Source organism: Gluconacetobacter liquefaciens (assembly GCF_003350405.1).
In the GTDB taxonomy this organism is placed as follows: domain Bacteria; phylum Pseudomonadota; class Alphaproteobacteria; order Acetobacterales; family Acetobacteraceae; genus Gluconacetobacter; species Gluconacetobacter liquefaciens.
In genome coordinates this window covers 477,388-500,103 of the sequence record NZ_QQAW01000001.1, presented here as the reverse complement: position 1 = coordinate 500,103, position 22,716 = coordinate 477,388, and the positions used below count along the sequence as shown (strand labels likewise).

Below are 22,716 nucleotides of genomic sequence, written 5' to 3'. Positions count from 1 at the left end.
CATGGCATTTGTCGCGACCAAGGGCGGCGAAGACGCGATCGCCGCCGCCCATGCCTGGCGCGCCGACCGGCGGCGGGGCGACGGCGAGGGCTGCACGCTGCGTCAGGCGACCACCAGCTTCGGCCGGGCCATTGACCGCGTGATGGCCGAAGGCGCGCTCTATGACCCCGACCTCGCCGCGCGGGCGCTGTTGCAGGCCGAAGGCGACCTGGTCGAAGCCGCCTTCCTGCTGCGTTCGTACCGGGCCACCCAGCCGCGTCTGGTCGATGCCCGGCCGATCGATACCACGGCGATGCGCGTCCAGCGCCGGGTCTCGGCGATCTTCAAGGATGTGCTCGGCGGGCAGCGGCTTGGCCCGACCGCCGATTATTCGCACCGGCTGTTCGATACCGGGGAGACGGCGCCCGAATCCGCGCCCGACCCGGTGGCGGCCGAGCCCGTTTCCCCCCTGCCCAGCGCGATGGGCATTCTGGGGGGCGAGACGCTGCTGGAGGCCATTCCCGCCGCCGGGCACGACGCCCCGCCGGCCGACCTGACCACGATGCCGCTGGATTTTCCGGCCTCCCGGCCGATCCGGCTCCAGGCCCTGGCGCGGGGCGACGAGGGGTTTTTGCTCTCGCTGGCCTATTCGACCCAGCGCGGCTACGGCAACACGCACCCTTTCGTGGGCGAGTTGCGCATGGGCGAGGTCGCGGTTTCGGTCGTGCCGCCCGAACTGGGCTTTGCCATCGAGATCGGCGACATCGTCGTGACCGAATGCCAGATGGTGAACCAGTTCACGGGGTCCAAGACCGTGCCGCCGCAATTTACCCGCGGGTATGGACTGAGCGTGGGCCATGCCGACCGGCGCGCCATGTCGATGGCGCTGGTGGAACGCGCCCTGCGTGCCGACGAACTGGGCGAGGCGACCGGCAGCCCGGCGCAAGACCCGGAATTCGTGCTGTCGCATTGCGACAATATCCAGGCGACCGGCTTCGTGGAGCATCTCAAGCTGCCGCATTACGTCGATTTCCAGAGTGAGCTGGAAATTATCCGCGCCATTCGCCGCCAGGCCGACGAACAGCGTGCCGAAGACGGGATGGACCGCAAGAAGGAGGATGGCGATGATCGCGTATAATTTCGCCTATCTCGACGAACAGACCAAACGCGGCATCCGTCGGGCGCTGCTGAAGGCCGTGGCGATACCCGGCTGGCAGGTGCCCTTCGCCAGCCGCGAAATGCCGCTACCCTATGGCTGGGGCACCGGCGGCATTCAGGTGACCGCCGCGATCATCGGGCAGGACGACCGGCTGAAAGTGATCGACCAGGGCGCGGACGATACGACCAACGCGGTCGCCATCGCCTCGTTCTTCCGCCGCATGACCGGGGTGGAGACCACCACCCGCACGGCGGAGGCCACGATCATCCAGACGCGCCACCGCATTCCCGAGCAGGCGCTGACGGAAGATCAAGTAATCGTCTACCAGGTTCCGCAGCCCGAGCCGCTGTGGAAGCTGATCCCGGAACGCCCGGTCGCGCGGCGCGCCCATGCGCTGAGCGATTACGGCATGATGTATGTGAAGCTGTACGAGGACATCACCCGCTTCGGCCGCGTCTCCAGCGCCTACGACCATCCGGTGATGGTCAATGGCCGGGTCCTGATGTCGCCCAGCCCTATCCCCGCCTTCGACAATCCCAAGATGGACGCCATGCCTGCCCTCCAGCTTTTCGGTGCGGGGCGCGAGCGGCGCCTGTATGCCGTGCCGCCCTACACGCCGGTGCGCTCGCTCGATTTCACCGACCATCCGTTCCATCCCGGCCGGGCGGACGGCACATGCGCCTTCTGCGGCAGCACGTCGAGCTATCTGGACGAGATTATCATCGACGATCACGGCACGCGCCGCTTCCTGTGTTCGGACACCGATTACTGCGCCGGCAGGATCGAAGAGGCCGAACGCCGGGCCGAGGAGGGCGGACAATGAGCCTTCTTCTGGAAGCCCGTTTCCTGAACAAGCGGTTCAGCAATGTCGATGCGCTCGACAATGTCTCGCTGACCGTCAACCGGCGCGAGATCCTGGCGATCGTCGGTGAGAGCGGGTCGGGCAAATCCACCCTGCTCGCCACGCTGGCCGGCCTGTCGCCCGCCGATTCCGGCCATGTTCTCTACCGCGACGCGGAAGGGCTGCACGATATCGCCGCGATGGACGAGATGCGCCTGCGCCGGCTGCAACGCACGCGCTGGGGCTATATCCACCAGAATGCCCGCTCCGCCCTGCGGCTGGATGTGACGGCCGGCGGCAATATCGGCGAGCGGCTGATGATGAACGGCGCCCGCGATTATGGCGAGATCCGCGAGACCGCCGCCCGCTGGCTGGATGAAGTGGAGATCGGGCGCGAGCGGATCGACGACCTGCCGATGCATTTCTCGGGCGGGATGCTGCAAAGATTGCAGATCGCCGCCACGCTGGTCACGAATCCCGAACTGATCTTCATGGACGAGCCGACCACCGGGCTGGACGTTTCAGTGCAGGCGCGCATTCTCGACCTGATCCGCACGCTGGTCCATCGGCTGCATGTCGCCGCCATCATCGTGACGCACGATCTGGGCGTGGCGCGCCTGCTGGCCGACCGCACGGTGGTCATGCAGGGCGGTGCGATCGTCGAACAGGGCCTGACGGACCAGGTACTGGACGACCCGCATCACCCCTACACGCAACTTCTCGTCTCATCGGTGCTGCCCTCATGACCTCCCATCAGAATGGCTGGGCCATCGACGCATCCGGCCTGCACAAGCGTTTCGTCCTGCATCTGCAAGGCGGGCTCGCGCTCGATGTCCTGCGCGGGGCCAGTCTGCGGGTGCGGCCCGGCGAGTGCGTCGCGCTGGTCGGCCCGTCCGGAGCGGGCAAATCGAGCCTGATGCGCGCGCTCTACGGCAATTACCGCGTCGATTCCGGCGCCGTCCGCATTCATCATGACGGCGCGATGGTCGATATCGCCACCGCATCGCCGGGCGAGATCCTGGACGTGCGCCAGCGCTCTCTGGGGTATGTCTCGCAATTCCTGCGGGCCATTCCGCGCCTGAGCGCGCTGGATGTCGTCGCCGGGTCGGCCGTGGCACGCGGCATGAATCTGGAAAAGGCCCGGCGCCATGCGGCGGCGATGCTGGAGCGGCTGCGCATTTCCTCCGCCCTGCATGCGTTGCCGCCCGTTACCTTTTCCGGTGGCGAGCAGCAGCGTGTGAACCTGGCCCGCAGCTTTATCTGCGACTGGCCGACGCTGCTGCTGGACGAACCGACCGCCTCGCTCGACCCCGTCAGCCGCGACTGCGTCTGAACCCTGATCGCCGAAGCCTGCGCGCGGGGCTCGGCGATCGTCGCCATCGTCCATGACCATGCGCTGCGCGAGCGCATCGCCGACCGTACCGTGCTGCTGGAACGCGGCGCGACCATCGAAGAAAGCCAGCCATGACCCTGCTGACCAACGCCCGGATCGTCCTGCCCTGCTCGGTTGTCGAAACCGAACTGCATTTCAGCGCCGACGGCCTGTCCGCGCCGGGCGCCATCGTCCCGGCCGCCAGCACGGATGCGACCGTCATCGACTGCGAGGGCGATTACATCATCCCCGGCATCATCGACCTGCATACCGACAATCTGGAACGTCAGGTCCTGCCGCGCGTCAATGCGCGCTGGCCCTCCCGCTCGGCCTTTCTGGCCCATGACGCGCAATGCGCCGTGGCCGGGGTGACGACCGTGTTCGACTCGCTCAGCCTGGGCGACATCAACGGCCGCGACCGCATCCAGACCTACGAGGAAGGAATCCGCGATCTGGTCGAACTGTCGGAAGCGGGGGCCTTGCGCGCCGACCATCTGCTGCATTTCCGCTGCGAACTGATCGCGCCCGACATGCAGCCGCTGTTCGAGATGGCGTTGCACGATCCGCGCATGACCGCCCTGCTGCGGCTGGCCAGCCTGATGGACCATTCGCCCGGCGTCGGCCAGTACGCCGATATCGCGCGCTGGCGGGTCGGCCGGGCCAAGGAGGGCATGACCGAGGCCGAAATCGACGCCATGCAGGCCCGGGTCGCTGCTGAACGCACGCAGCATCTGGAAGCCAACCGCGCCTATGTCATCGAGTACTGCCGCGCCCACGGCATCACCCTGGCCTCGCATGACGACCGGCTGGAGGAAGAGGTTGCACGCAACCACGAAGACGGAATCACGATTGCCGAATTTCCGGTTTCGCTGGCTGCCGCGCGGGGTGCCCATACCCTGGGCATGGATGTGATCGCCGGGGCGCCGAACATCGTGCGCGGAGGGTCGCACTCCGGCAACGTCAATGCCATCGACCTGATCCGCGCGGGCCTGGTGACGGCGCTGGCGTCCGATTACGTCCCGTCCGCGATGCTGGAGGCCGCCTTCGCCTGCGTGGCGCAGGACATTCTGCCGGTGCCCGAAGCGATCGCGCTGGTTACCGACGGGCCGGCCCGCATCGTCGGCCTGCATGATCGAGGGCGGATCGAGGCCGGGCGACGGGCCGACCTGGTGCAGGTCCGGCTGTATGACGGCCTGCCGATCATTCGCCGCGTGTGGGTGGGAGGGCATCGTGTCGTCTGACACCGGCTCGTCTGACACCGGCGCCCGCTACGCCCTCTATTACGCGCCGGAGCCGTCTGACGCACTGTGGCGCGCGGGGTGTGCCTGGCTGGGGCGCGACCCGGCATCCGGCCTGCCGGTCGAGATGCCGGGTCTGGCACGGCGTGCCCCGCTGACCCGGTCGGCCACCCGCTACGGCTTCCATGCCACGCTGAAGGCCCCGATGGCGTTGAACGGCCCGGTCACGGCCTTTCTGGACGATGTGGCGGCCTTTGCCGCCTCGTCCTCGCCGTTTGCTCTGCCGGCGCTGCGTATCGTGGAGGAAGGGGGCTTTACCGCCCTGCGGCCGGCCGCGCCCTGCCCGGCCCTGCAGGCGTTCGGCGACGATTGCGTGCGGGCCTTCGATACCCATCGGCGACCCGAGGACCCACAGCGCACCGCCGAGCGCGCCGGGCGCTGCACCGACCGGCAGAAGGCGCTGCTGCATCGGTGGGGATACCCCTATGTGTTCGACGAATGGCATTTCCACATGACGCTGGCCGACAGCGTGCTGCCGCCGGATATCCGGGGAGAAATGGAGGCGCTGCTCACCCCCGCGCTGGCGCGGGAGCGCATGGTCGCCTCGCTGTGCGTCTTTCACGAGCCCCGACCCGGCGCGCCCTTTACCCTGCTGGCGCGCTGCGCGCTGGGGGGCGGGGCATGAGGACGGGACGTCTGGTCCTGGTCACCGGCCCGTCCGGCGTGGGCAAGGATGCCGTGATCGGGTACGCCCGCGCCCGCCTGGACGGCCGGGAGGACGTGCTCTTTCCCCGCCGCATCATCACCCGCCCCGCCGACGCGACCGAAACGCCCGATACGATGGACGACGCGCGCTTCGACCGGGCGGAAGCCGACGGGCATTTCCTGGTCGCCTGGCGCGCGCACGGGCTGTCCTACGCCCTGCCGGCGTCGATGGCGCAGGATATCGCGCAGGGGCGGCAGCTTGTCGCCAATGTCTCGCGCGGGATCGTTGCCGAACTGCGCGCGCGCTTTCCGTGCTGCGTGGTCGGCATCGAAGCCGATGCCGACCTGCGCCGTGCGCGGCTGGCGACGCGCGGCCGCGAAACGGCCGAGGCGATCGACGGGCGGCTGAAACGGGCGATGCCTGCGACATGCCTGCCCGATATATCCATTCGCAACGAGGGCGAACTGGCCGAGGCGGGCGAACGGCTGATCGCGCTTATCGAGGACTGGCGTCGTGCATGATGTCCGTCATGTCGGGCTGGAGCAGTTCGAAGACCAACTGCATGCGCCGGGCCGGGTAGTGGCCGATCGACAGTTCGATCGGGCGGCCCGCCGGGGTGACGTTGTAGCCGACGGTGCGCAGCAGCGGATCGGTCGGCTCCATGCGCAGCAGCGAGGCCTCGTGCGAGTCCGGGCAGCGGGCCGTGACCTGCGTGCGCTGGCGCAGGCTTTCGATACCCAGGCCGTTGAGTGCGCCGGTAATCGAATCCTGCGCCTCCAGCGCCGCCAGCAGCCCGTCATGCAGCGCCGCATCGAAAACATGCCGCGAGTAGGAGACCGGCCGTTCGTCGGCATATCCCACCCGTTCCAGCAGGATGACCTCGCGCGGCGCGCCAAGGGCCGCATGCACGAGCACGCGGTCGGGTACCTCGTCGGCCGGCATGCGCCGCAGGACAAGCTTGCGACGGGCCGCGTGGCGGTTGACGCCCTCCATCCATTCGCTGAAACGCGGGCGGGCATGAATCCGGTATTCCACCGGATCGTCGCTGACGAAACTGCCGCGCCCCTGCTCGGTACGGATCAGCCCGGCATTGGCCAGTTCCTCCAGCGCGCGACGGATGGTGTGGCGGTTCAACTGAAAATGCCGCGCCAGGTCATGCTCGGTCGGCAGTTTCTTGCCGGGTTCATAGATCCCGCCGCGAATGCCCTCGGTCAGCGCAGTGGCCACTTCCCGCCAGCGCGGCACTTTTTCTGTCATCTGCCAAAGCCTCGAGATCGACGCACGGTACGACACGCACCGCGACATAGTTTCAGGAAGGGCTTCGAACATGTCTAGACATGTCATGAAAACTTCATCTGCCATGCTGTTGGGGGCCGCCATTGCCTGCCTGGCCTGGGCCAGCCCGTCGCGGGCCGATACGCCCCCGGCCGACAGTGACGCCCCCTGCCCCCATGCCGACGGCATTACGCTGGTGATCGAGCCTTACGAGCCGATCAACACGCTCGAACCGGTCTTCAACGCCATCGCGCAGGACCTGTCCGGGCGGCTGCACTGCCCGGTCCATATGATGATTACCGTGTCCTACAGTGCCGAGATCGAGGCGATGCGGTCCGGTCATGCCGAACTCGGGCTGTTCGGCCCGCTGGGTTACGTCATCGCCCACAAGCTGGCGGGCGCCGAGGCCGTCGCCGTGCTCTCGACCAGGCTGGGGGGTGCCGGGCTGTATACCGCAAGCATCGTGACGCGCCCCGCCACCGGCATTCACGATCTGGCCGGATTGCGCGGGCATAGTTTCGCATTCTCCGATCCCGGCTCGACCTCGGGGCATCTGCTGCCGGCGGCGGCGCTGAAGAACGCCGGCATCGACCCGAAGCAGGATCTCGCCGCCCGCTTTGCCGGCACCCATACCGCGTCCTTCGAAGCCATCCGCAACGGGCAGGTCGATGCGGCGGAACTGAACAGCGAGACGATCGCCGATGCCCGGGCAGCAGGCGAATACAATGCCGCGGACTATACCGTCCTGTGGCGTTCGCCCCCCATTCCACAGGGGCCGATCGCCGTGGCGCCCGGCCTGCCGCCCGCCTTTCGCAGGAAGCTGGTCGATGCGCTGATGGCGGTCGATGTCAGCCACATCCGGGCCAACGATGTCGGGACGGGTACCGAGCCCACGACCCGCCTGACCCCGCAGACCGATGCCGCCTATGACGGCATCCGCAGCCTGACGCCGGTGATCGGCCTCGACATGCAAGGTGCGCAATGAACGGCGAGTCCCTGGTCCTGAGCGATGTGACCAAATCCTACGACACCGCCGGGCGGCGCAGGATGGTCCTGCATGGCATCGACCTGGCCGTCCGTCCGGGCGAGATCGTCGTGCTGCTGGGCGCCAACGGCAGCGGCAAATCGACGACGCTGAAGATCGCATCGGGGATGATTTCCCCCTCCAGCGGGGAAATCCGGATCGGGGACACCCCGATCAGCGGCCTGAAGGGCGAGATGCGGCGCCAGTCGCGCATGGCGCTGGGCATGGTCTTTCAGAGCCCGCGTCTGGTCGGGCGGCGGGCGGTCCTCTCCAACGTGCTATGTGGTACGCTGGGCCGTCATCAGGACCTTGCCTCGATGGCCGGCATCCTGCCCCGGTCCGAACGGGGGCTGGCCATGGACTGTCTGGAACAGGTGGGGCTGGCCGACCTGGCGGCCCAGCGTGCCTCCACCCTCTCCGGCGGGCAGGCCCAGCGGGTCGCCATCGCCCGGGCGCTGGCCCAGCGGCCCGCCGTCATCCTGGCGGACGAACCCGTCGCCAGCCTGGACCCGGATGCAGCCGAAGAGGTCATGGTGCTGCTGCGTCGGGTGGCCCGCGAACAGAATCTGGCAATCCTGTGCGTGCTGCACCAGATCGACCTGGCCCGGCGCCACGCCACGCGCCTGGCCGGGCTGAAGGCCGGGCGACTGGCCTTCGACCTGCCGCCGGCCGACGTCACCGATGAGGCCCTGGCCGGCCTGTATGCAAGGGAAACGATGAGGGAGGCCGCCTGATGCCCCGCACCATGACCGCTGCCCCGCCGGAACGCGCCCGCTTCGCCTTCCCCCGGTCCGGCCGCTTCCTGTTCTGGGGCGGCATGGCCGTTCTGGCCCTGCTGCTGGTCCAGGCGGCGCGCGAAACGCAGGTCAGCCCGGCCAACCTGCTGTCGGGCGCAGGGCGGATCGTCGATATCGTGCGGCGCGCCTGCCCGCCCGACTGGCACCAATTGCCCAGGGAATGGAAGCCGGCGCGGGAAACCTTCAATATCGCGCTGGTCGGCACGGCGTTGGGCGCCCTGCTGGCCTGCCCGCTTGCCCTGCTGTCCTCGCGCACCATCGTGCGCCATGCCCCCGTGCGGATGGCCGCGCGCTGTGTAGTCGGGCTGCTGCGCGCCGTGCCCGACCTGGTGTGGGCGCTGATCTTCGTCACCGCGGTCGGTCTGGGGCCGTTTCCCGGCGTGCTGTCGCTGACGCTGCACACGGCGGGCATGCTGGGCCGGCTGGGGGCCGAAATGATCGAAGACATGGACGTGATGCCGATGGAGGCGATGGAACTGGCCGGCGCCAACCGCCTGCAGATTTTCGCGCATGGCGTCGTGCCGATGCTCGCCCCGTCGATGTTCGGGCTGGTGCTCTACCGGTTCGACGAAAACCTCCGCTCGTCGCTGGTACTGGGTTTTGTCGGCGCGGGTGGGCTGGGGTTCCAGCTCTATACCGCCATCAGCCTTTTTCAGTACCGCACCGCCTCGCTGCTTCTGCTGATGACGCTGGTGATGGTCATCGCCGTCGAGGGCCTGTCGTCAGTCATGCGCCGGCATCTGTCCTGATTTCTTCCTGCCGATCCCTTCATGGTTCGTCGGGGTGGGCATAGCGGCGCAGGAATGGCGCCGTGACGCTGCATTCCGAGGCCGCGACCTGCGCAGGAGTGCCGGCGGCGACAATGGTGCCGCCCCTGCGACCGGCGCCGGGGCCGAGGTCGATGACCCAGTCGCTGGCCGCCGCGACCCGCATGTCGTGCTCGGCCAGCACCACCGTATTGCCCTGGTCGACCAGCGCCTGAAGCTGGCGCATCAGCCGGTCCACATCCGCCGGATGCAGGCCGGTCGTCGGCTCGTCGAGAACATAGAGGATGTGGCCGCCGCGCTGTTTCTGAAGCTCGGTCGCAAGCTTAATGCGCTGGGCCTCGCCGCCTGAAAGCGTGGTCGCCGACTGGCCCAGCCGCAGATAGCCTAGGCCGCCCCGGCGCAGCGTATCGAACCCCCTGGCCAGAGCCGGCACATCGGCGAAAACATCGCACGCTTCGTCGATGCTCAGGCCCAGCACATCCGCAATGCTGTGCCCGTTCCACAGGATTTCCAGTACCTCGGCCTTGTACCGGCTGCCGTGGCAGGCCGGACAGGGTGTCTGCACCGTGGGCAGGAACAGCAGTTCCACATCCACCGTTCCGACACCTTCGCAACGCGGGCATCGTCCCTTGGCGACGTTGAAGGAAAACCACCCCGCATCGAAACGGTGCTTTTTTGCTTCAGGCGTTTCGGCGAACAGGCGGCGGATCGTATCGAACAGGCCGGTATAGGTGGCCGGGTTGGAGCGCGGGGTGCGGCCGATCGGCTTCTGGTCGATCATGACCATGCGTTTGACCGGGCCGGTGCCGCCGGAGACCGTGCCGGTCGGTTCGCGCTGCTCCGGCGGAGGCGCATCGTCCGTGCTGTCTTCCTCGGGGTCGATCTCCACGGTCTGGCCCAGGGCGCGCGCCATGATCGACACCAGCGCCTGCCCGACGAGGCTGGATTTGCCCGAGCCCGATACGCCCGTGACCGACAGCAGGACGCCGAGGGGAAGCGTGAGGGAGAGGTGGTCGAGATTGTTCCAGCAGATATCGGTCAGCTTCAACTGCCCGCCCGGCTGGCGCACCGGCGTAGTGCGGGGGTGGACTACATCGAACAGATAGGGGCGGGTGCGCGATGCCGCCACGTTCCGCAAGCCGTCGGGGAGGCCACTATACAGGATGCGTCCGCCGCGCTCGCCCGCGTCGGGGCCGACATCGACCAGCCATTCCGCCCGGCGGATCACATCGGGATTATGCTCCACCACGATCAGGGAGTTGCCGGCCGCGCGCAGGCCGTCCAGCGCGCGCAGGAGGGCCTGCGTGTCGGCGGGGTGCAGCCCGGAACTCGGCTCGTCGAGCACATAGACCACGCCGAACAGGTTGGAGCGGATCTGCGTGCCCAGGCGAAGGCGCTGGTATTCGCCGGGAGAGAGGGTCTGCACGCCCCGGTCGAGCTGGAGATAGCCCAGTCCGAGATCGAGCAGCACGCCGATGCGCTCGATCATGGCGTCGACCATGCCCCGTGCAGCGACTGATGTCGCATCCTGGCCGCTGTCCAACCTCTTTGCCGACGTGCGCAGGGCGGACGCGATGTCTTCCAGCGGGCGGTTCGCGAAGGCGGCGATGTTCAGCCCGTCGAATGTCACGCGCAGGGCATCGGGGTTCAGCCGCTGGCCATGGCAGGCCGGACAGGGGGAGGACACCATGAACGATGCGGCCCGCCTGCGCATCTTTTCGCTCTGCGATTGCGTGAAAGTGTGCAGCACATAGCGCCGCGCCCCGCTGAACGTGCCGTTATAGTCCGCAGCTATGCCGCGCTGGATGGCGTCCTGCACCTGCGCGTGCGTGCGCCCCGGATAGACGGGCTCGGTCGGGGTTTCTTCGGTGAACAGAATCCAGTCGCGGGTCTCTTTCGGCAGGTCCCGCCACGGACGATCGACGTCCACGCCGCGCGTGATCAGGATGTCGCGGAAATTCTGCCCCTGCCAGGCGGTGGGCCATGCGGCCACGGCGCGCTCGCGGATGCTCAGGCTGTCGTCGGGGACCAGGGTCTTTTCCGTGACATCATAGATGCGGCCCAGACCGTGACAGGTCGGGCAGGCGCCCATGGGCGTGTTGGGAGAAAAGGATTCCGCTTCCAGCCGCGACAGGCCGGGCGGGTAGGTGCCGGCGCGGGAATAGAGCATGCGCAGCAGATTGGAGAGCGTGGTCAGGCTGCCGACGCTGGACCGGCTGCTGCTGCTGCCCCGCTGCTGCTGGAGGGCGACCGCCGGGGGCAGGCCGTCGATTGAGGCGACGACCGGCACCGGCATCTGGTCGAACAGTCGCCGCGCGTATGGCGAGACGGATTCCAGATAGCGTCGCTGGGCCTCGGCATAGATCGTCCCGAAGGCCAGCGAGGATTTGCCCGAGCCCGATACGCCCGTGACGACGACCAGCCTGTCGCGCGGCAGGTCCACATCGACATTATCGAGATTATGTTCCCGTGCGCCGCGGACGCGAATCATCTCGTGGGGCGATGGCGTCTGGGACATGCGGCTCTCCGGCGGGTGCAGAGGCCTGTCTAGCCCATCGGAGGCGTGCTGGCTAAACGCTGGTCGTGACGCCGCCATGAGCCATGGCGGCGTGTATGCGCGCAAAGCCGATCCTGTTTGAATGCCCGCATTCAAACAGGTGGAAATGCCCTGGGTGTTTAGTCTCCGGCTTCGCCCAACGTGGGATAGTCGATATAGCCGCGCGCGTCGCCGCCATAGAATGTGGACAGATCGGGGGGCGTCAGATCCGCGCCCGCCTTCAGCCGCTCGGGCAGGTCGGGGTTGGCGATGAAGGCTTTTCCGAAAGCGACCGCGTCGGCCCGGCCCTCTTCGACGGCCTTCTCGGCGGAGGCGCCAGTGAAAGCCTCGTTGGCGATATAGATGCCACCGAAGGCCTTTTTCAGTTGCGGGCCGAGACTGTCGCGGCCCTCGGCTTCGCGCGCGCAGAGGAAGGCGATCCTGCGCCGCCCCAGTTCGGTGGCGACGTAGCCGAAGGTGGCCGCCGGATTGCTGTCGCCCATATCGTGCGCGTCGCATCGCGGGGCCAGGTGCATGCCTACCCGACCGGCACCCCAGACGGCGATGGCGGCGTCGGTGACCTCCAGCATCAGGCGTGCCCGGTTTTCGATCGGGCCGCCATATTGATCAGTCCGGTGGTTGGTGGAGTCTTGCAGGAACTGGTCGAGCAGGTAGCCGTTCGCGCCGTGAATCTCGACGCCGTCGAAATCGGCTTGCTTCGCCAGTTCGGCGCCGCGCCGGAAGGCCGCGACGATGCTGGGGATCTCGTCGGTTTCCAGCGGCCTCGGCGTGACGTAGGGGCGCTGGGGGCGGAGTTGGCTGACATGGCCTCTGGCCGCGATGGCGCTGGGTGCGACCGGCGGATCGCCGTTGAGGAAGACGGGATCGGAAATTCTGCCAACATGCCAGAGCTGGAGGAAGATGCGGCCGCCGACCGCGTGCACGGCCGATGTGACTGTCTTCCAGCCCTCGACATGCTCGGGCAGCCAGATGCCGGGCACGCCTTCGTAGCCGATGCCTTGGGGAGAAACCGGCGTCGCTTCCGATAGGATCAGGCCCGCCAGTGCGCGCTGGACGTAATAGGTCGCCATAAGGTCGTTGGGGATATGCGTCGCGCCTGCGCGCTGGCGTGTGAGCGGCGCCATGATGACCCGGTTGGGCAGGGTGAGGTCGCCGACCTGAAGGGGGGTAAACAGGGAAGCCAATATCCATCTCCTGAACAGATGTGGAGTCCTTGGGGAGGATGCGCCCCCGATCCACACCCTGCAAGAAAGCGGCCGGACGGGCGGGTGGTGACACGGCGCCGAGGCGGAGGTGCGGATGGCGGGCAAAACCGTCGCGCGCCCTTCTCCCGCGCGTTGACGCGGTGTGGCATCGCCCGTAGAACTCGGCCTTTCCAACCAGCGATGCCCGAACAGGCGCAGCCTTACTTCAGCGCCGGAGGCGCCGCTCGACCATGTCCATGACGTTTGCCGATCTTTCCCTGGCGCCGACCCTGCTGAGCGCGCTGGCCGAGGAAGGGTATGTCTCTCCGACCCCGATCCAGGCGCAGTCGATTCCGCTGCTGCTGGAAGGGCGGGACCTGCTGGGCATGGCCCAGACCGGCACGGGCAAGACCGCCTCTTTCGCGCTGCCGCTGCTGCACCGGCTTGCCGCGGACCCGCGCCCGGCACCCAAGGGCGGTGCGCGCGTGCTGGTCCTGGCCCCCACGCGCGAACTGGTCTCGCAGATCGCCGATGGGTTCGGCAGCTTTGGGCGCTATCAGCAGCCCAGCGTGACGACGATTTTCGGCGGTGTCAGCCAGTTCCATCAGATCAATGCGCTGGCGGCCGGCGTGGATATCATCGTGGCCACGCCGGGGCGGTTGCTGGACCTGATCACGCAGGGCCTGTGCGACCTGTCGCAACTTGAGGCGCTGGTGCTGGATGAGGCCGACCAGATGCTCGACATGGGCTTCGCCAAGCCGATCGAGCGGATCGTCGCGACGCTGCCGCAGGATCGGCATACCGTGCTGTTTTCGGCGACGATGCCGAAATCCATCGCCGCTCTGGCAGAAAGCCTGCTGCGCGATCCGGCGAAGGTCGAGATCGCCCCGCCCTCGACCACCGTCGAGCGGATCGAGCAGTCGGTCATGTTCGTTGATGCAGCCGACAAGAAGGCCGCGCTGCTGGCATTGTTGCAGACGCCGGGGATGGGCCAGGCGGTGGTCTTTACCTTGCAGAAGAACATCGCCAACGAAGTCTGCGCCTTCATCACCGAGGCGGGCATCACGGCCGAGGCTCTGCACGGCAACAAGTCGCAGGGCCAGCGGGAACGCGCGCTGGATGCCTTCCGCGCCGGCACCGCGCAGGTCCTGGTGGCGACGGATATCGCGGCGCGCGGCATCGACGTCGATACGGTCACGCATGTTTTCAACCATGACCTGCCGAGCCTGCCGGAAAGCTATGTCCATCGCATCGGCCGCACTGGCCGTGCCGGCCGTAACGGCTTTGCCATCACGCTGTGCGATGCCGAGCAGCGGGCATGGCTGCGCGATGTGGAGCGGGAGATCGGGCGCGCCCTGATCGTGCGGGACGACCACCCGTGGCATTCGGAAGAAGCACGGAATTCGACCATGCGCCCGCCCGTGCTGGGGGGTGGGCCGGTCAAGCAGGTCAAGCCGCAGCAGAAGCGCGAGCGCAAGGTCTGGACCGAGGAAGAGAAGAACGCCGCGCGGGCGGCGGCAATGTCCAAGGCGGTTCACGAGGACGCCTGATCGCGCCGGAGCGGAGGACGCGCAGGGGGGCTTATGCTCCCCTGCCGCACAGTGTGGAGGCGTTGCGGATCAGGGGACCGGCCGGATTGGTCGCTCCGCCTGCTGCATAAGCCATTTTTCGAGCATTTTCAGATTATTCGTCACCAATGCGTCCCTCGATCGGACGCAAACCGCCGCGCCATGCCGGGGCGCATGATCGGCCCGACCGCTTCCGACACCAGCGTCGCCCCTGTCCGGTGGGGAGCGAGCGGGATACCGCCATTTCGTCTCCGTGCTCAGACCCCTTGCGGTTTGTCTGCTGCAATGAAACAGTTACACTGTAACATTCAGGGACGCTTTGTGGTGACGCCATTCAGGAATTTCGGTCGCGGCACTCTGGTCGCACTTCTGGGCGCAAGCCTGCTGACGCCTGCGGCCATGCCCGTGCATGCCGCCGATCTGCCCGACACGATTCCGGCATGGCTGAACGACATCAATGGTGCGCAGGCCATGGAGTGGGTGAAAGCCCAGAATGCCCGTACACTGGACCTGCTGGGTCATGGCCCGCTGTACAAGGGGCTGTATGACACCTCGCTGAGGCTTCTTCAGACGCATGACCGTCTGGCCATGCCGATGCAGATGGACGGGATGGTTTATAATTTCTGGCGCGACGAGCACCATCTGCGGGGTATTCTGCGCCGCGCGACGGCGGACTCGTTTGCGACCGATCATCCGGAATGGACGGTCGCCCTCGACCTCGATGTGCTGGCGGCGAAAGAAAAGCGCAACTGGGTCTATAAGGGCATCGATTGCCTGCATTCCCAGCAGAACCTCTGCCTTCTGCACCTCTCCGATGGCGGCGAGGATGCCAGCACCGTCCGCGAATTCGACCTCAGAACCGGCCAGTTTGTCGAAGGCGGATTTTCCCTGCCGCATGCCAAACAGGATTCATCCTGGCTCGACCACGACACCTTGCTGGTCAGCTATCCCTGGAGCGCGGACGACCTGACGGAGTCTTCCTACCCGTATATCGTCAAGGTCCTGAAACGCGGCCAGTCTCTCGACCAGGCCCAGACCGTCTTTACTGGAAGCAGAAAGGATGTCGAGGTCGGTCCCGAAGTGCTGCATGACGGCGTAGGTCATCAGGTCGTGCTGATCCGTGAGGGGCTGGATGCTTTTTCTTCGCGGACCTTCCTCTATCGTGACGGACAGATCACGACGCTTTCCCTGCCGCTGAAATCCAGCGTTTCGGCGTTGTTCAATGCGCGGCTTGTCGTTCTTCTGGATGAAGACTGGGCGGTAAACGGCCAGACCTTCACCAAGGGATCGCTCGTGCTGGTCGACCCTGAGGCGAAGAGTCCGGCGCCTCAGCTTCTGCTGGCCCCGACGGCGGGACAGGTGATCGAGGGTGCGTCCACGAGCCATGGCCATCTGATCGTCACGCTGTATGACAATGTGCGCGGCAAGATCGCCATCTACACGCCTGCCGCCCATGGCGCGGATTTTACGCATCAGGACCTTCCGCTACCGCAGAACATGTCGGTCGACCTGATCAGCACGGATGAGGACTCGCCGTTCGCTTACGCCACGTCGTCGGGGTTTCTGACGCCTACGACGCTGTGGGAGATCAACAGTGACCGGGCTTCGGTTCAGAAAATCCGCACGCTGCCAAGCCAGTTCGATGCCTCGGACATGACGGTCGAGCAGCAGGAAGCGCGCTCGAAGGACGGGACGGACATTCCGTATTTCATTGTCCATCGCAAGACTATGCCGCTGGATGGGACGAACCCGACGCTGCTTTATGCCTATGGTGGTTTCGAGGTTCCGCTGTTTCCGTTCTACTCGGCAGGCATCGGCAACAACTGGCTCTCTCGCGGGGGTGTCTATGTGCTGGCCAATATCCGCGGAGGTGGCGAATTCGGGCCGGCATGGCATGATGCGGGCCTGAAGACGAACCGCCAACGCATCTATGACGATTTTGCCGCGGTGGCAAAGGATCTGATGGATCGCAAGGTGACGTCGCCTCAGCACCTTGCCATCCAGGGTGGTTCGAATGGCGGCCTGCTGATGGGGGTGGAATTCACGCAGCATCCCGATTACTGGAAAGCCGTTGATATCGAAGTGCCGCTTCTGGACATGATGAATTACGAGCACATGTCGGCCGGGGCATCCTGGGTCGGTGAATACGGAACGGTCTCCATTCCCGAACAGAAGGCGTTCCTGCACAGTATTTCCCCGCTTCAGAACCTGAAGGAAGGCGTGAACTATCCGGTGCCGTTTATCGAGACGACCACCAAGGACGACCGCGTCGGCCCGGTCCATGCCCGGCGGTTTGCCTGGCGGATGAGCGAGATGAAGCTGCCTTACTATTACTGGGAGCAGGTCGCGGGTGGTCACGGCTTTGGTGCCAGCCAGAAGGAAGTCGCCCAGACACAGGCACTCAGCTACGCCTATCTGTGGTCACAACTTGGCAAGACGCGCTGACCCGCGAACGGCGGAACACAATACGAAAAGCGGGGCTCCTGCGGGGCCCCGTTTTTTGTTCAACCCCGGCTTATGTTCGACCCCGGCGCACGCAATAGATCGGCCGACGTTTGTGGTTCAGCCTCCGACACGCCTTTTTAGGCTCGGGATTTGACGGTGCGTTGTTTTCACGCGAGTGGAAGGATGCGCTATTGGCCAGCTTCACCATGGAAGCGCCACGACGGCAGCGGCAGTCCGTCAAGCGATACAGCATAGTCAGGACAGCCTGAGGGCTCTGGCAACGCGCTACGGGATCAGTCGAAGACAATCGTCAAATGGAGGGGCCGGAGCGATCCGACGGATCGGCGCGCCGACCCGAAGGGACCTTCCTCAACCTTCCTGTCGATCGAGGAAGAAGCAATCGTCCTGGCATTCCGCCACCATGCCTTGCTGCCTCTGGACGATTGCCTTTACGCGTTACAGGCGGCGATCCCACATGCGAATTCATTTGTCAGCGGCTGAAGAAAGAACCATCACGATTTATCTCAGAGCCGCAACATCGCATCTGGTGCGAGACCGCCATGAATCATCATAAGGCCGATGATCGTCGGACGCGCATATCACTCAACAGATTGTGGCGCCGTGACCACTTTACTGCTGAAGTTCGAATGCGCCGGCAATCGTTAGCGTCACGGTATCGCCCACGAGCGGCACATATTGTTTCACGCCGAACTGGCTGCGGGCAATCGTGCCGGTCGCTTCAAAGCCGACGGTATACATTTTGTCCAGCGGGTTGGTGCCGCTACCGATCAGGCGGGCCTTGAGCGTGACCGGCTGCGTCATACCATGCAAGGTCAGGTTGCCGCTGATGTTCGCGGTGTTTGCTCCGGTCTGGACAACCCGGGTGGATTTGAACGTCGCATTGGGAAACTGGGTGGCATCGAACCACTGCGCGCTTTTCAGCTCGCCATCCAGCTTCGGCACCGTGGTGTCCACCGACTGTATGGGAATCGTCACATCAAGACTGGTGGCCGAAAGATGGGCGGGGTCGAGCGTGAGGGATCCGGATACGCCTGTGAAAAAGCCGGAGAAGTTGCTGAATCCCAAATGCGATAACGTGAAGCCGACCTGCGTATGATAAGGTTCCACCTTGTAGGTGCCGGCCTTTACCGCCGACGGATCGGGCGTGGCAACCTGCTGGGCCGCTGCCTGCGAAACCGCACCGAACACGAGCGCTGCCATGACGACGGACGTGGCGAAATGACGTTGGGTCATGGAGAGATTCCTCCCGTTGGATAAAACGCTGTTCAGCCCTGAAGACGGGCGATTTCACCCTGCGCCTGCACGATGGTGGCATCTTTTGCGTCCTGCCCCAGAGCCAGTCCTTCGGCACGTATCCAGGTGACATCCGTGAGGCCGATGAATGCCAGGACGGCGGCGAGGTATTTTTCCTGATGATCCAGCACCGCGGCCGGGCTGTCCCCGGTATAGATCCCGCCACGCGTCGAGATCAGGAACGCCTTCTTGCCCTGCGGAAGGAGACCTTCGGGCCCCGACGCACCGTACCGGAACGTCTTGCCCGCTACGACCACACGGTCGATCCAGGATTTGAGCTGGGCGGGAAGGGAAAAATTATACATCGGAACGCCGATAACGACGATGTCGGCTGCCAGGAGGTCATTGATATGCCCGTCTCCGATCGCCAGATCGTCGGCGAGCGCGGTATCCGTGACCGGCTTTCCCTGTAGCGCCGCCATATGCGCGCCGGTCAGATAAGGCACTGGATCGGTAGCGAGATCCCGATAGATGACGGTGGCATCCGGATGCGCTGCCTTGTGTCGCGCGACGGTTTCCGCAGAAAGCTGCCGGCTGACCGAATAATTTCCCAGAATGCTGGAATCAATATGCAGGATCTTCATCGTGGTCGTCTCCGTAGAGGAAGGGGACAGGGATTTTCTGTTGCGCCCTGAGAACAGGTCTCTGATTGCTCCGAACATGATCCAGCGTGTCTCATAGATAGACCCACCTATAAAGCCGCTATATTCCGATATATAATATCGGACAGAACGATGGATCGAAGAGAGGCTCCATGCTGGATGGTGTATCGCTGGATCAACTGCGCACATTCATTGCCGCGAGTGATGAAGGCAGCTTCTCGGCGGCGGCGCGGCTGCTGCACCGGTCGCAGTCGGCGGTCAGCGAGATGATCGCCACTCTTGAGATGCAGATGGGGATCGTGCTGTTCGATCGAACCGGCCGCTACCCGCAACTAACGGCCGCCGGTCGGGTGCTGCTGGCCGATGCGCGCGGCGTGGTTTCAGGTGTGGATTTCATGAAGGCGCGGGCCAAAGGCATGTCATCGGGGCTGGAGCCCGAATTGTCGGTCGTGGTCGATGTATTCTTTCCGATGGACCGTGTGACAGCCGTGGCGACCGGGTTCCGCGAGACATTTCCGCACACGCCCTTGCGGCTGTACGTCGAAGCTCTTGGCGGCGTCTTTCAGCCTCTTCTCGATGGAAGGGCCAGTATCGGCATTGCAGGCCCGCTCCCCGATCTTCCCAGCTCTCTGTCCAGCGAGGCTCTGGGGGGTGTCCGCTTCATGATGGTGGCATCTCGCGACCACCCTCTGGCCCAGTTCGATGGTGTCATTCCCCGCGAGGAACTGGCACGCCATGTCCAGCTCGTGCTGGCCGACCGGACCACGCTATCCGCGGGGCGGGAGCGCGGCGTCATGTCTCCCCTGACATGGAGGCTCGCGGATCTCTACGCCAAACATCACTTCCTGCTCGGGGGGTTGGGTTGGGGCGGCATGCCCTTTCATACCGTTCGCGCCGATATCGAAAGCGGCCGACTGGTCGAACTCCGCGTCGAGGACATCTCTCAGGGGGGAGCCAATATGCCCATGACGGTCGTTTATCCCACGGCCGAGCCGCCGGGGCCTGCCGGCCGCTGGCTCGTCGACAGACTAAAGCTCTGCCCAGGTGGAACAGCCAATCAGTAATTCGAACTTCGAAAAGCCAATATCGCTACTGCGCAAAAACAGCAGCAGCCAAGCACCGAGAATTTGGCGGCCCGACAGGGCCCGGGCTTGGAGAGGTTAGACGCGGGCCAATGGAAGCAGACGAAACGCTGCCGCTGCTCAAGTCATATCAGGAAGATACTCGTAAAAACAATAAAATAGAACATTTCCACCGAACCAGTTTTCGGTGGAAATACTCTAGCAGGCGGCCCGAGTGCGCATCAGTGCGCCGGCTTGCGGAATTTCAGCACGACCTGATCGGTACGGCCCCGGATCGCGGGATCGAACACCGGCAGGTCGTGGTTATCGTCCGGATTGACGAGCACCTTGCTCTCACTTTCGAAATGGAAGCCCGCCGCCTCGACCTGCCGGCGGATGATCGCCGGGTCGATCCGGTGCAGCTTCGCCACGTCGGCATCCGCGCCCGGATTGGCCACATGGTCGATCACGATGAACACGCCGCCCGGACGCAATGCTGCGAATACCGATTTGTCGAACGCCAGCGCGGCATCGACGCCGGCGCCGTAATAGACATCGTGATAATTCTGCGCCGTCCAGGCGAGATCGAGCCGTTTGGGCACTTGAATCGCATCCAGCGGCTGGATCAGGACCGAGACATTGGAGAATACCGGCATCGCGGCGGTGGCCTTCACCGCATCCGCCGCCGTGGGCTTCTTCGCCACCAGCCCGGCTGGCACGATGGCCCAGACATGCCCCTCGCCACCGACGACGTTGCTGAACAGGCGCGTGAAATAGCCCTTGCCCGGCATGATATCGGCGACGTTCATACCACGCTTCAGGCCGGCGAAGGCCAGCAGGCTGGCGGGCTGGCGGTTCTTGTCGCTGGCCACATCCTCGTCCGGCCGATCCTTGCTGGCGACAGCAGCGGCGATCCCGACCGCAGCGCCGCGCCGGCCCTGATAGAGCGGCGACTGGGCGTAGGCCGGCGCGATGGCGGCGGCTGCGACGCTCGCGCCCACCATGACGGTCAGAAGAAGACTGCGAACGGCCATGCCTTGTTTCTCCATACCCGCGCCACTGTAGCGCGCCGGCAGCCGGTCTGCCGCCTGTGTCAATTTCCCGGAGGCGCGAAGGCGGAACCGGAAGAGCCTGCCGGAGAGCATAAAACCGATCGGGAACAGGCGAAAGACCGGGAATGCGAACCAGCCCCCTGATAGCGAACCACCCGCCGGGCAACGGGCGGCGCCAATGGTTTCAACGGCCTGCGTGCTCCATCGTTCCGGCGCATGGTATTTCGACGGCGAAACCTGATAAATGGCGCCGGGCCTGAGAGAGAGACGGGATTGATCATGCCGGCGGAACGGGCGAGGCTGTGATGGCGCACCATACGGCCGACCTGGCGCAGCCCGAGGGCAAGGACATGGCCGCGATCGCAGAGACCGCCTGAGAGCTACGCATCGTGTCAAGCAGGGAAGAGCCTGCCGTTTCGTTTCCTGCAAGGCTCGGTTTCACAACTGGGGCGAGACAGGGACGTTGCCGAGGGAGGACAATGCGCGATCAGGAAAGAAACCGGAACGGACATGAGCATGGACCAGATCACCATCACCGAGCGTGACACGGACGTCAGCCTCGGGAGCCCCGACCTGCGCACGGTCGATTGCGATCCCGATTTCTGGTACCCCGTGGCCTGGTCGCATGAACTCAAGACCGGCAAGACCATCGGCGTGCGCTACGCTGGCCTGCCGATCGCCCTTGTCCGCCCCACCGAAGGCGCGGTCTTCGCGCTGGAGGATCGCTGCGCCCACCGGCAGGTGCCGCTGAGCAAGGGTACGGTGAAGGGCCAGGCGGTGCAGTGCTGCTATCACGGCTGGGCCTATGGGCGATCGGGCCGCTGCATCGACGTGCCGTATCTGGGCAAGGGCAAGCTGCCCAACGGCGTGCGCACCTATCCCTGCCGCGAAGAGGGCGGCCTGATCTTCGTGTTCCCCGGCGACCCCGCGCTGGCCGATTCGGTGCCGATGCCCAGGCTGGCGCATGTCGGCGATCCGGAATACCGCACGCGGCAGTTCGGTCCCCGCGTGGCCTGCCACTACACCTTCATGCATGAGAACCTGATGGACATGAACCATCAGTTCCTGCATCGCCGTCAGATGGGGCAGATCCGCGCCCGCTTCCTGGGCCAGGACCGGGGCGAGAATTTCGTCGAGGCCCGTTACAGCTTCGGCCGTACCGACACCCGCCAGCCCCTGGCCGAAGCCCTGATCTTCGGCCGCCATCGCGACCTGAAGGGCAAGGAGCAGCCGGTCGAGGAAGTGGTGACGGTGCGAACCGAATATCCGTACCAGACGCTGAATATCGTCGACAAGGACGGCGACCTGATGATGGACCTGTGGGTGGCCTACGTGCCGCAGAGCGCCGACCAGCGCACCAGCCGCGCCTTTGGCCTGCTGTCGGTGCGGCGGCCGAAGATTCCGTTCCTGATCGACGTGATCTGGCCGGCGCTGGCGGTGTTCACCAACCGGATCTTCGAGGAAGACCGCGAGGTGGTGGAACTGGAGCAGCAGGCATGGGACGCCCAGGGCGGCGACCGGAACCGCGAAGTCTTCCCCGTGGTCAACCATCTGCGCACGCTACTGGCGCGATGCGGCCAGCCGGGGCAATCCGCGCAGCGATAGGCCGCCGCACGCCCTGCTCTGGGATGGGGGGCGGCCTTATGGTGCCGGCCGCCACGCCGTATCCCAGACCCAATCTTCGGCGGCACACCCGATGCCCGTCATGTGTTGCCGAGCATCGGAGCAACGCACGAAAAACGCGCGCTGGATCGTCTCCAGAGCCCGTTTCCAGA

The 22,716-nt window shown here is 65.4% G+C and carries 20 protein-coding genes and 1 pseudogene; 15 read left to right on the top strand and 6 right to left on the bottom strand.

Going from position 1 to position 22,716, the window contains the following annotated elements:
* The first annotated feature begins 1 nt into the window (after position 1).
* The 7 genes from C7453_RS02275 (at position 2) to phnN (ending at position 5,816) form a co-directional block, all read left to right on the top strand.
* A complete protein-coding gene (locus tag C7453_RS02275) occupies positions 2-1,117 on the top strand; it encodes a carbon-phosphorus lyase complex subunit PhnI (protein WP_114725598.1) in 1,116 nt (371 codons plus the stop codon).
* Positions 1,098-1,961 carry an alpha-D-ribose 1-methylphosphonate 5-phosphate C-P-lyase PhnJ gene (locus tag C7453_RS02270; RefSeq protein ID WP_141288792.1) on the top strand — a complete coding sequence of 288 codons (864 nt, stop codon included), beginning with the start codon at positions 1,098-1,100 and terminating at the stop codon, positions 1,959-1,961. The genes C7453_RS02275 and C7453_RS02270 overlap by 20 nt, the downstream gene beginning before the upstream one ends.
* Positions 1,958-2,725, top strand: a complete 768-nt coding sequence (gene phnK / locus C7453_RS02265) for a phosphonate C-P lyase system protein PhnK (protein WP_114725596.1) — start codon at positions 1,958-1,960, stop codon at positions 2,723-2,725. Before C7453_RS02270 ends, phnK begins: the two co-directional genes overlap by 4 nt.
* Complete coding sequence (gene phnL / locus C7453_RS02260; RefSeq protein WP_307723110.1) at positions 2,722-3,312, top strand: phosphonate C-P lyase system protein PhnL; 591 nt, start codon at positions 2,722-2,724, stop codon at positions 3,310-3,312. Before phnK ends, phnL begins: the two co-directional genes overlap by 4 nt.
* A 131-nt stretch (positions 3,313-3,443) precedes the next feature.
* The gene (locus tag C7453_RS02255) at positions 3,444-4,592 is read left to right on the top strand and encodes an alpha-D-ribose 1-methylphosphonate 5-triphosphate diphosphatase (RefSeq protein ID WP_114725594.1); all 1,149 of its coding nucleotides are present in this window, start codon (positions 3,444-3,446) and stop codon (positions 4,590-4,592) included.
* The gene (locus tag C7453_RS02250) at positions 4,582-5,274 is read left to right on the top strand and encodes a DUF1045 domain-containing protein (RefSeq protein WP_170143080.1); all 693 of its coding nucleotides are present in this window, start codon (positions 4,582-4,584) and stop codon (positions 5,272-5,274) included. Before C7453_RS02255 ends, C7453_RS02250 begins: the two co-directional genes overlap by 11 nt.
* Positions 5,271-5,816 carry a phosphonate metabolism protein/1,5-bisphosphokinase (PRPP-forming) PhnN gene (gene phnN / locus C7453_RS02245; protein WP_114725590.1) on the top strand — a complete coding sequence of 182 codons (546 nt, stop codon included), beginning with the start codon at positions 5,271-5,273 and terminating at the stop codon, positions 5,814-5,816. The genes C7453_RS02250 and phnN overlap by 4 nt, the downstream gene beginning before the upstream one ends.
* On the opposite strand, the gene phnF is transcribed toward phnN, so the two are convergent.
* Positions 5,791-6,552, bottom strand: a complete 762-nt coding sequence (gene phnF, locus C7453_RS02240; RefSeq protein WP_114726075.1) for a phosphonate metabolism transcriptional regulator PhnF — start codon at positions 6,550-6,552, stop codon at positions 5,791-5,793. The genes phnN and phnF overlap by 26 nt on opposite strands.
* A gap of 85 nt (positions 6,553-6,637) precedes the next feature.
* Here phnF and C7453_RS02235 point away from each other — a divergent pair, with 85 nt between their 5' ends.
* Genes C7453_RS02235 through phnE form a run of 3 tightly spaced genes read left to right on the top strand, consistent with a single transcriptional unit; the run spans position 6,638 to position 9,140 of the window.
* Positions 6,638-7,555 carry a phosphate/phosphite/phosphonate ABC transporter substrate-binding protein gene (locus tag C7453_RS02235; RefSeq protein WP_170143079.1) on the top strand — a complete coding sequence of 306 codons (918 nt, stop codon included), beginning with the start codon at positions 6,638-6,640 and terminating at the stop codon, positions 7,553-7,555.
* Positions 7,552-8,328, top strand: coding sequence for a phosphonate ABC transporter ATP-binding protein (locus tag C7453_RS02230; protein ID WP_170143078.1), 777 nt, complete (start codon positions 7,552-7,554; stop codon positions 8,326-8,328). Before C7453_RS02235 ends, C7453_RS02230 begins: the two co-directional genes overlap by 4 nt.
* On the top strand, positions 8,328-9,140 hold the full coding sequence (gene phnE, locus C7453_RS02225) for a phosphonate ABC transporter, permease protein PhnE (protein ID WP_211311004.1): 813 nt from the start codon (positions 8,328-8,330) through the stop codon (positions 9,138-9,140). The genes C7453_RS02230 and phnE overlap by 1 nt, the downstream gene beginning before the upstream one ends.
* Positions 9,141-9,159: 19 nt before the next feature.
* Here phnE and C7453_RS02220 read toward each other — a convergent pair whose 3' ends face one another.
* Positions 9,160-11,676: an excinuclease ABC subunit UvrA gene (locus C7453_RS02220; RefSeq protein ID WP_114725585.1), complete on the bottom strand. Its 2,517-nt coding sequence runs from the start codon at positions 11,674-11,676 to the stop codon at positions 9,160-9,162.
* A 158-nt stretch (positions 11,677-11,834) separates the two neighbouring features.
* The gene (locus tag C7453_RS02215) at positions 11,835-12,899 is read right to left on the bottom strand and encodes an alkene reductase (RefSeq protein ID WP_114725583.1); all 1,065 of its coding nucleotides are present in this window, start codon (positions 12,897-12,899) and stop codon (positions 11,835-11,837) included.
* Between the two features lie 251 nt (positions 12,900-13,150).
* Here C7453_RS02215 and C7453_RS02210 point away from each other — a divergent pair, with 251 nt between their 5' ends.
* From C7453_RS02210 to C7453_RS02200, 3 genes and pseudogenes are all read left to right on the top strand, one after another.
* A complete protein-coding gene (locus C7453_RS02210) occupies positions 13,151-14,449 on the top strand; it encodes a DEAD/DEAH box helicase (RefSeq protein WP_114725581.1) in 1,299 nt (432 codons plus the stop codon).
* Between the two features lie 342 nt (positions 14,450-14,791).
* Complete coding sequence (locus C7453_RS02205) at positions 14,792-16,912, top strand: prolyl oligopeptidase family serine peptidase (RefSeq protein ID WP_245948710.1); 2,121 nt, start codon at positions 14,792-14,794, stop codon at positions 16,910-16,912.
* A 190-nt stretch (positions 16,913-17,102) separates the two neighbouring features.
* Positions 17,103-17,389 (top strand): annotated as a pseudogene (locus C7453_RS02200) (IS481 family transposase); the annotation flags it as partial.
* Positions 17,390-17,542: 153 nt separating this feature from the next.
* On the opposite strand, the gene C7453_RS02195 reads toward C7453_RS02200, so the two are convergent.
* Both C7453_RS02195 and C7453_RS02190 read right to left on the bottom strand, forming a co-directional pair.
* Entirely contained in the window at positions 17,543-18,166 is a 624-nt protein-coding gene (locus C7453_RS02195; RefSeq protein ID WP_211311003.1) for a YceI family protein, read from the bottom strand.
* A 32-nt stretch (positions 18,167-18,198) separates the two neighbouring features.
* Positions 18,199-18,810, bottom strand: a complete 612-nt coding sequence (locus C7453_RS02190; protein ID WP_114725579.1) for an FMN-dependent NADH-azoreductase — start codon at positions 18,808-18,810, stop codon at positions 18,199-18,201.
* Between the two features lie 170 nt (positions 18,811-18,980).
* Between C7453_RS02190 and C7453_RS02185 the strand changes: the two genes are divergently transcribed.
* Positions 18,981-19,892, top strand: a complete 912-nt coding sequence (locus tag C7453_RS02185; protein WP_114725576.1) for a LysR family transcriptional regulator — start codon at positions 18,981-18,983, stop codon at positions 19,890-19,892.
* 239 nt (positions 19,893-20,131) lie between these two features.
* On the opposite strand, the gene C7453_RS02180 is transcribed toward C7453_RS02185, so the two are convergent.
* On the bottom strand, positions 20,132-20,923 hold the full coding sequence (locus C7453_RS02180) for a class I SAM-dependent methyltransferase (protein WP_174787933.1): 792 nt from the start codon (positions 20,921-20,923) through the stop codon (positions 20,132-20,134).
* Between the two features lie 528 nt (positions 20,924-21,451).
* Here C7453_RS02180 and C7453_RS02175 point away from each other — a divergent pair.
* Entirely contained in the window at positions 21,452-22,546 is a 1,095-nt protein-coding gene (locus C7453_RS02175) for a Rieske 2Fe-2S domain-containing protein (protein WP_371858466.1), read from the top strand.
* Positions 22,547-22,716 lie beyond the last annotated feature (170 nt).

What these genes read in the sequence shown, in the direction of transcription:
- C7453_RS02275 (WP_114725598.1), top strand. Translation starts at nt 2, where the DNA reads ATGGCATTTGTCGCGACCAAGGGCGGCGAAGACGCGATCGCCGCCGCC.
- C7453_RS02270 (WP_141288792.1), top strand. Translation starts at nt 1,098, where the DNA reads ATGGCGATGATCGCGTATAATTTCGCCTATCTCGACGAACAGACCAAA.
- phnK (WP_114725596.1), top strand. Translation starts at nt 1,958, where the DNA reads ATGAGCCTTCTTCTGGAAGCCCGTTTCCTGAACAAGCGGTTCAGCAAT.
- phnL (WP_307723110.1), top strand. Translation starts at nt 2,722, where the DNA reads ATGACCTCCCATCAGAATGGCTGGGCCATCGACGCATCCGGCCTGCAC.
- C7453_RS02255 (WP_114725594.1), top strand. Translation starts at nt 3,444, where the DNA reads ATGACCCTGCTGACCAACGCCCGGATCGTCCTGCCCTGCTCGGTTGTC.
- phnN (WP_114725590.1), top strand. Translation starts at nt 5,271, where the DNA reads ATGAGGACGGGACGTCTGGTCCTGGTCACCGGCCCGTCCGGCGTGGGC.
- phnF (WP_114726075.1), bottom strand. Translation starts at nt 6,552, where the DNA reads ATGACAGAAAAAGTGCCGCGCTGGCGGGAAGTGGCCACTGCGCTGACC.
- C7453_RS02235 (WP_170143079.1), top strand. Translation starts at nt 6,638, where the DNA reads ATGAAAACTTCATCTGCCATGCTGTTGGGGGCCGCCATTGCCTGCCTG.
- C7453_RS02230 (WP_170143078.1), top strand. Translation starts at nt 7,552, where the DNA reads ATGAACGGCGAGTCCCTGGTCCTGAGCGATGTGACCAAATCCTACGAC.
- phnE (WP_211311004.1), top strand. Translation starts at nt 8,328, where the DNA reads ATGCCCCGCACCATGACCGCTGCCCCGCCGGAACGCGCCCGCTTCGCC.
- C7453_RS02220 (WP_114725585.1), bottom strand. Translation starts at nt 11,676, where the DNA reads ATGTCCCAGACGCCATCGCCCCACGAGATGATTCGCGTCCGCGGCGCA.
- C7453_RS02210 (WP_114725581.1), top strand. Translation starts at nt 13,151, where the DNA reads ATGTCCATGACGTTTGCCGATCTTTCCCTGGCGCCGACCCTGCTGAGC.
- C7453_RS02195 (WP_211311003.1), bottom strand. Translation starts at nt 18,166, where the DNA reads ATGACCCAACGTCATTTCGCCACGTCCGTCGTCATGGCAGCGCTCGTG.
- C7453_RS02190 (WP_114725579.1), bottom strand. Translation starts at nt 18,810, where the DNA reads ATGAAGATCCTGCATATTGATTCCAGCATTCTGGGAAATTATTCGGTC.
- C7453_RS02185 (WP_114725576.1), top strand. Translation starts at nt 18,981, where the DNA reads ATGCTGGATGGTGTATCGCTGGATCAACTGCGCACATTCATTGCCGCG.
- C7453_RS02180 (WP_174787933.1), bottom strand. Translation starts at nt 20,923, where the DNA reads ATGGCCGTTCGCAGTCTTCTTCTGACCGTCATGGTGGGCGCGAGCGTC.
- C7453_RS02175 (WP_371858466.1), top strand. Translation starts at nt 21,452, where the DNA reads ATGAGCATGGACCAGATCACCATCACCGAGCGTGACACGGACGTCAGC.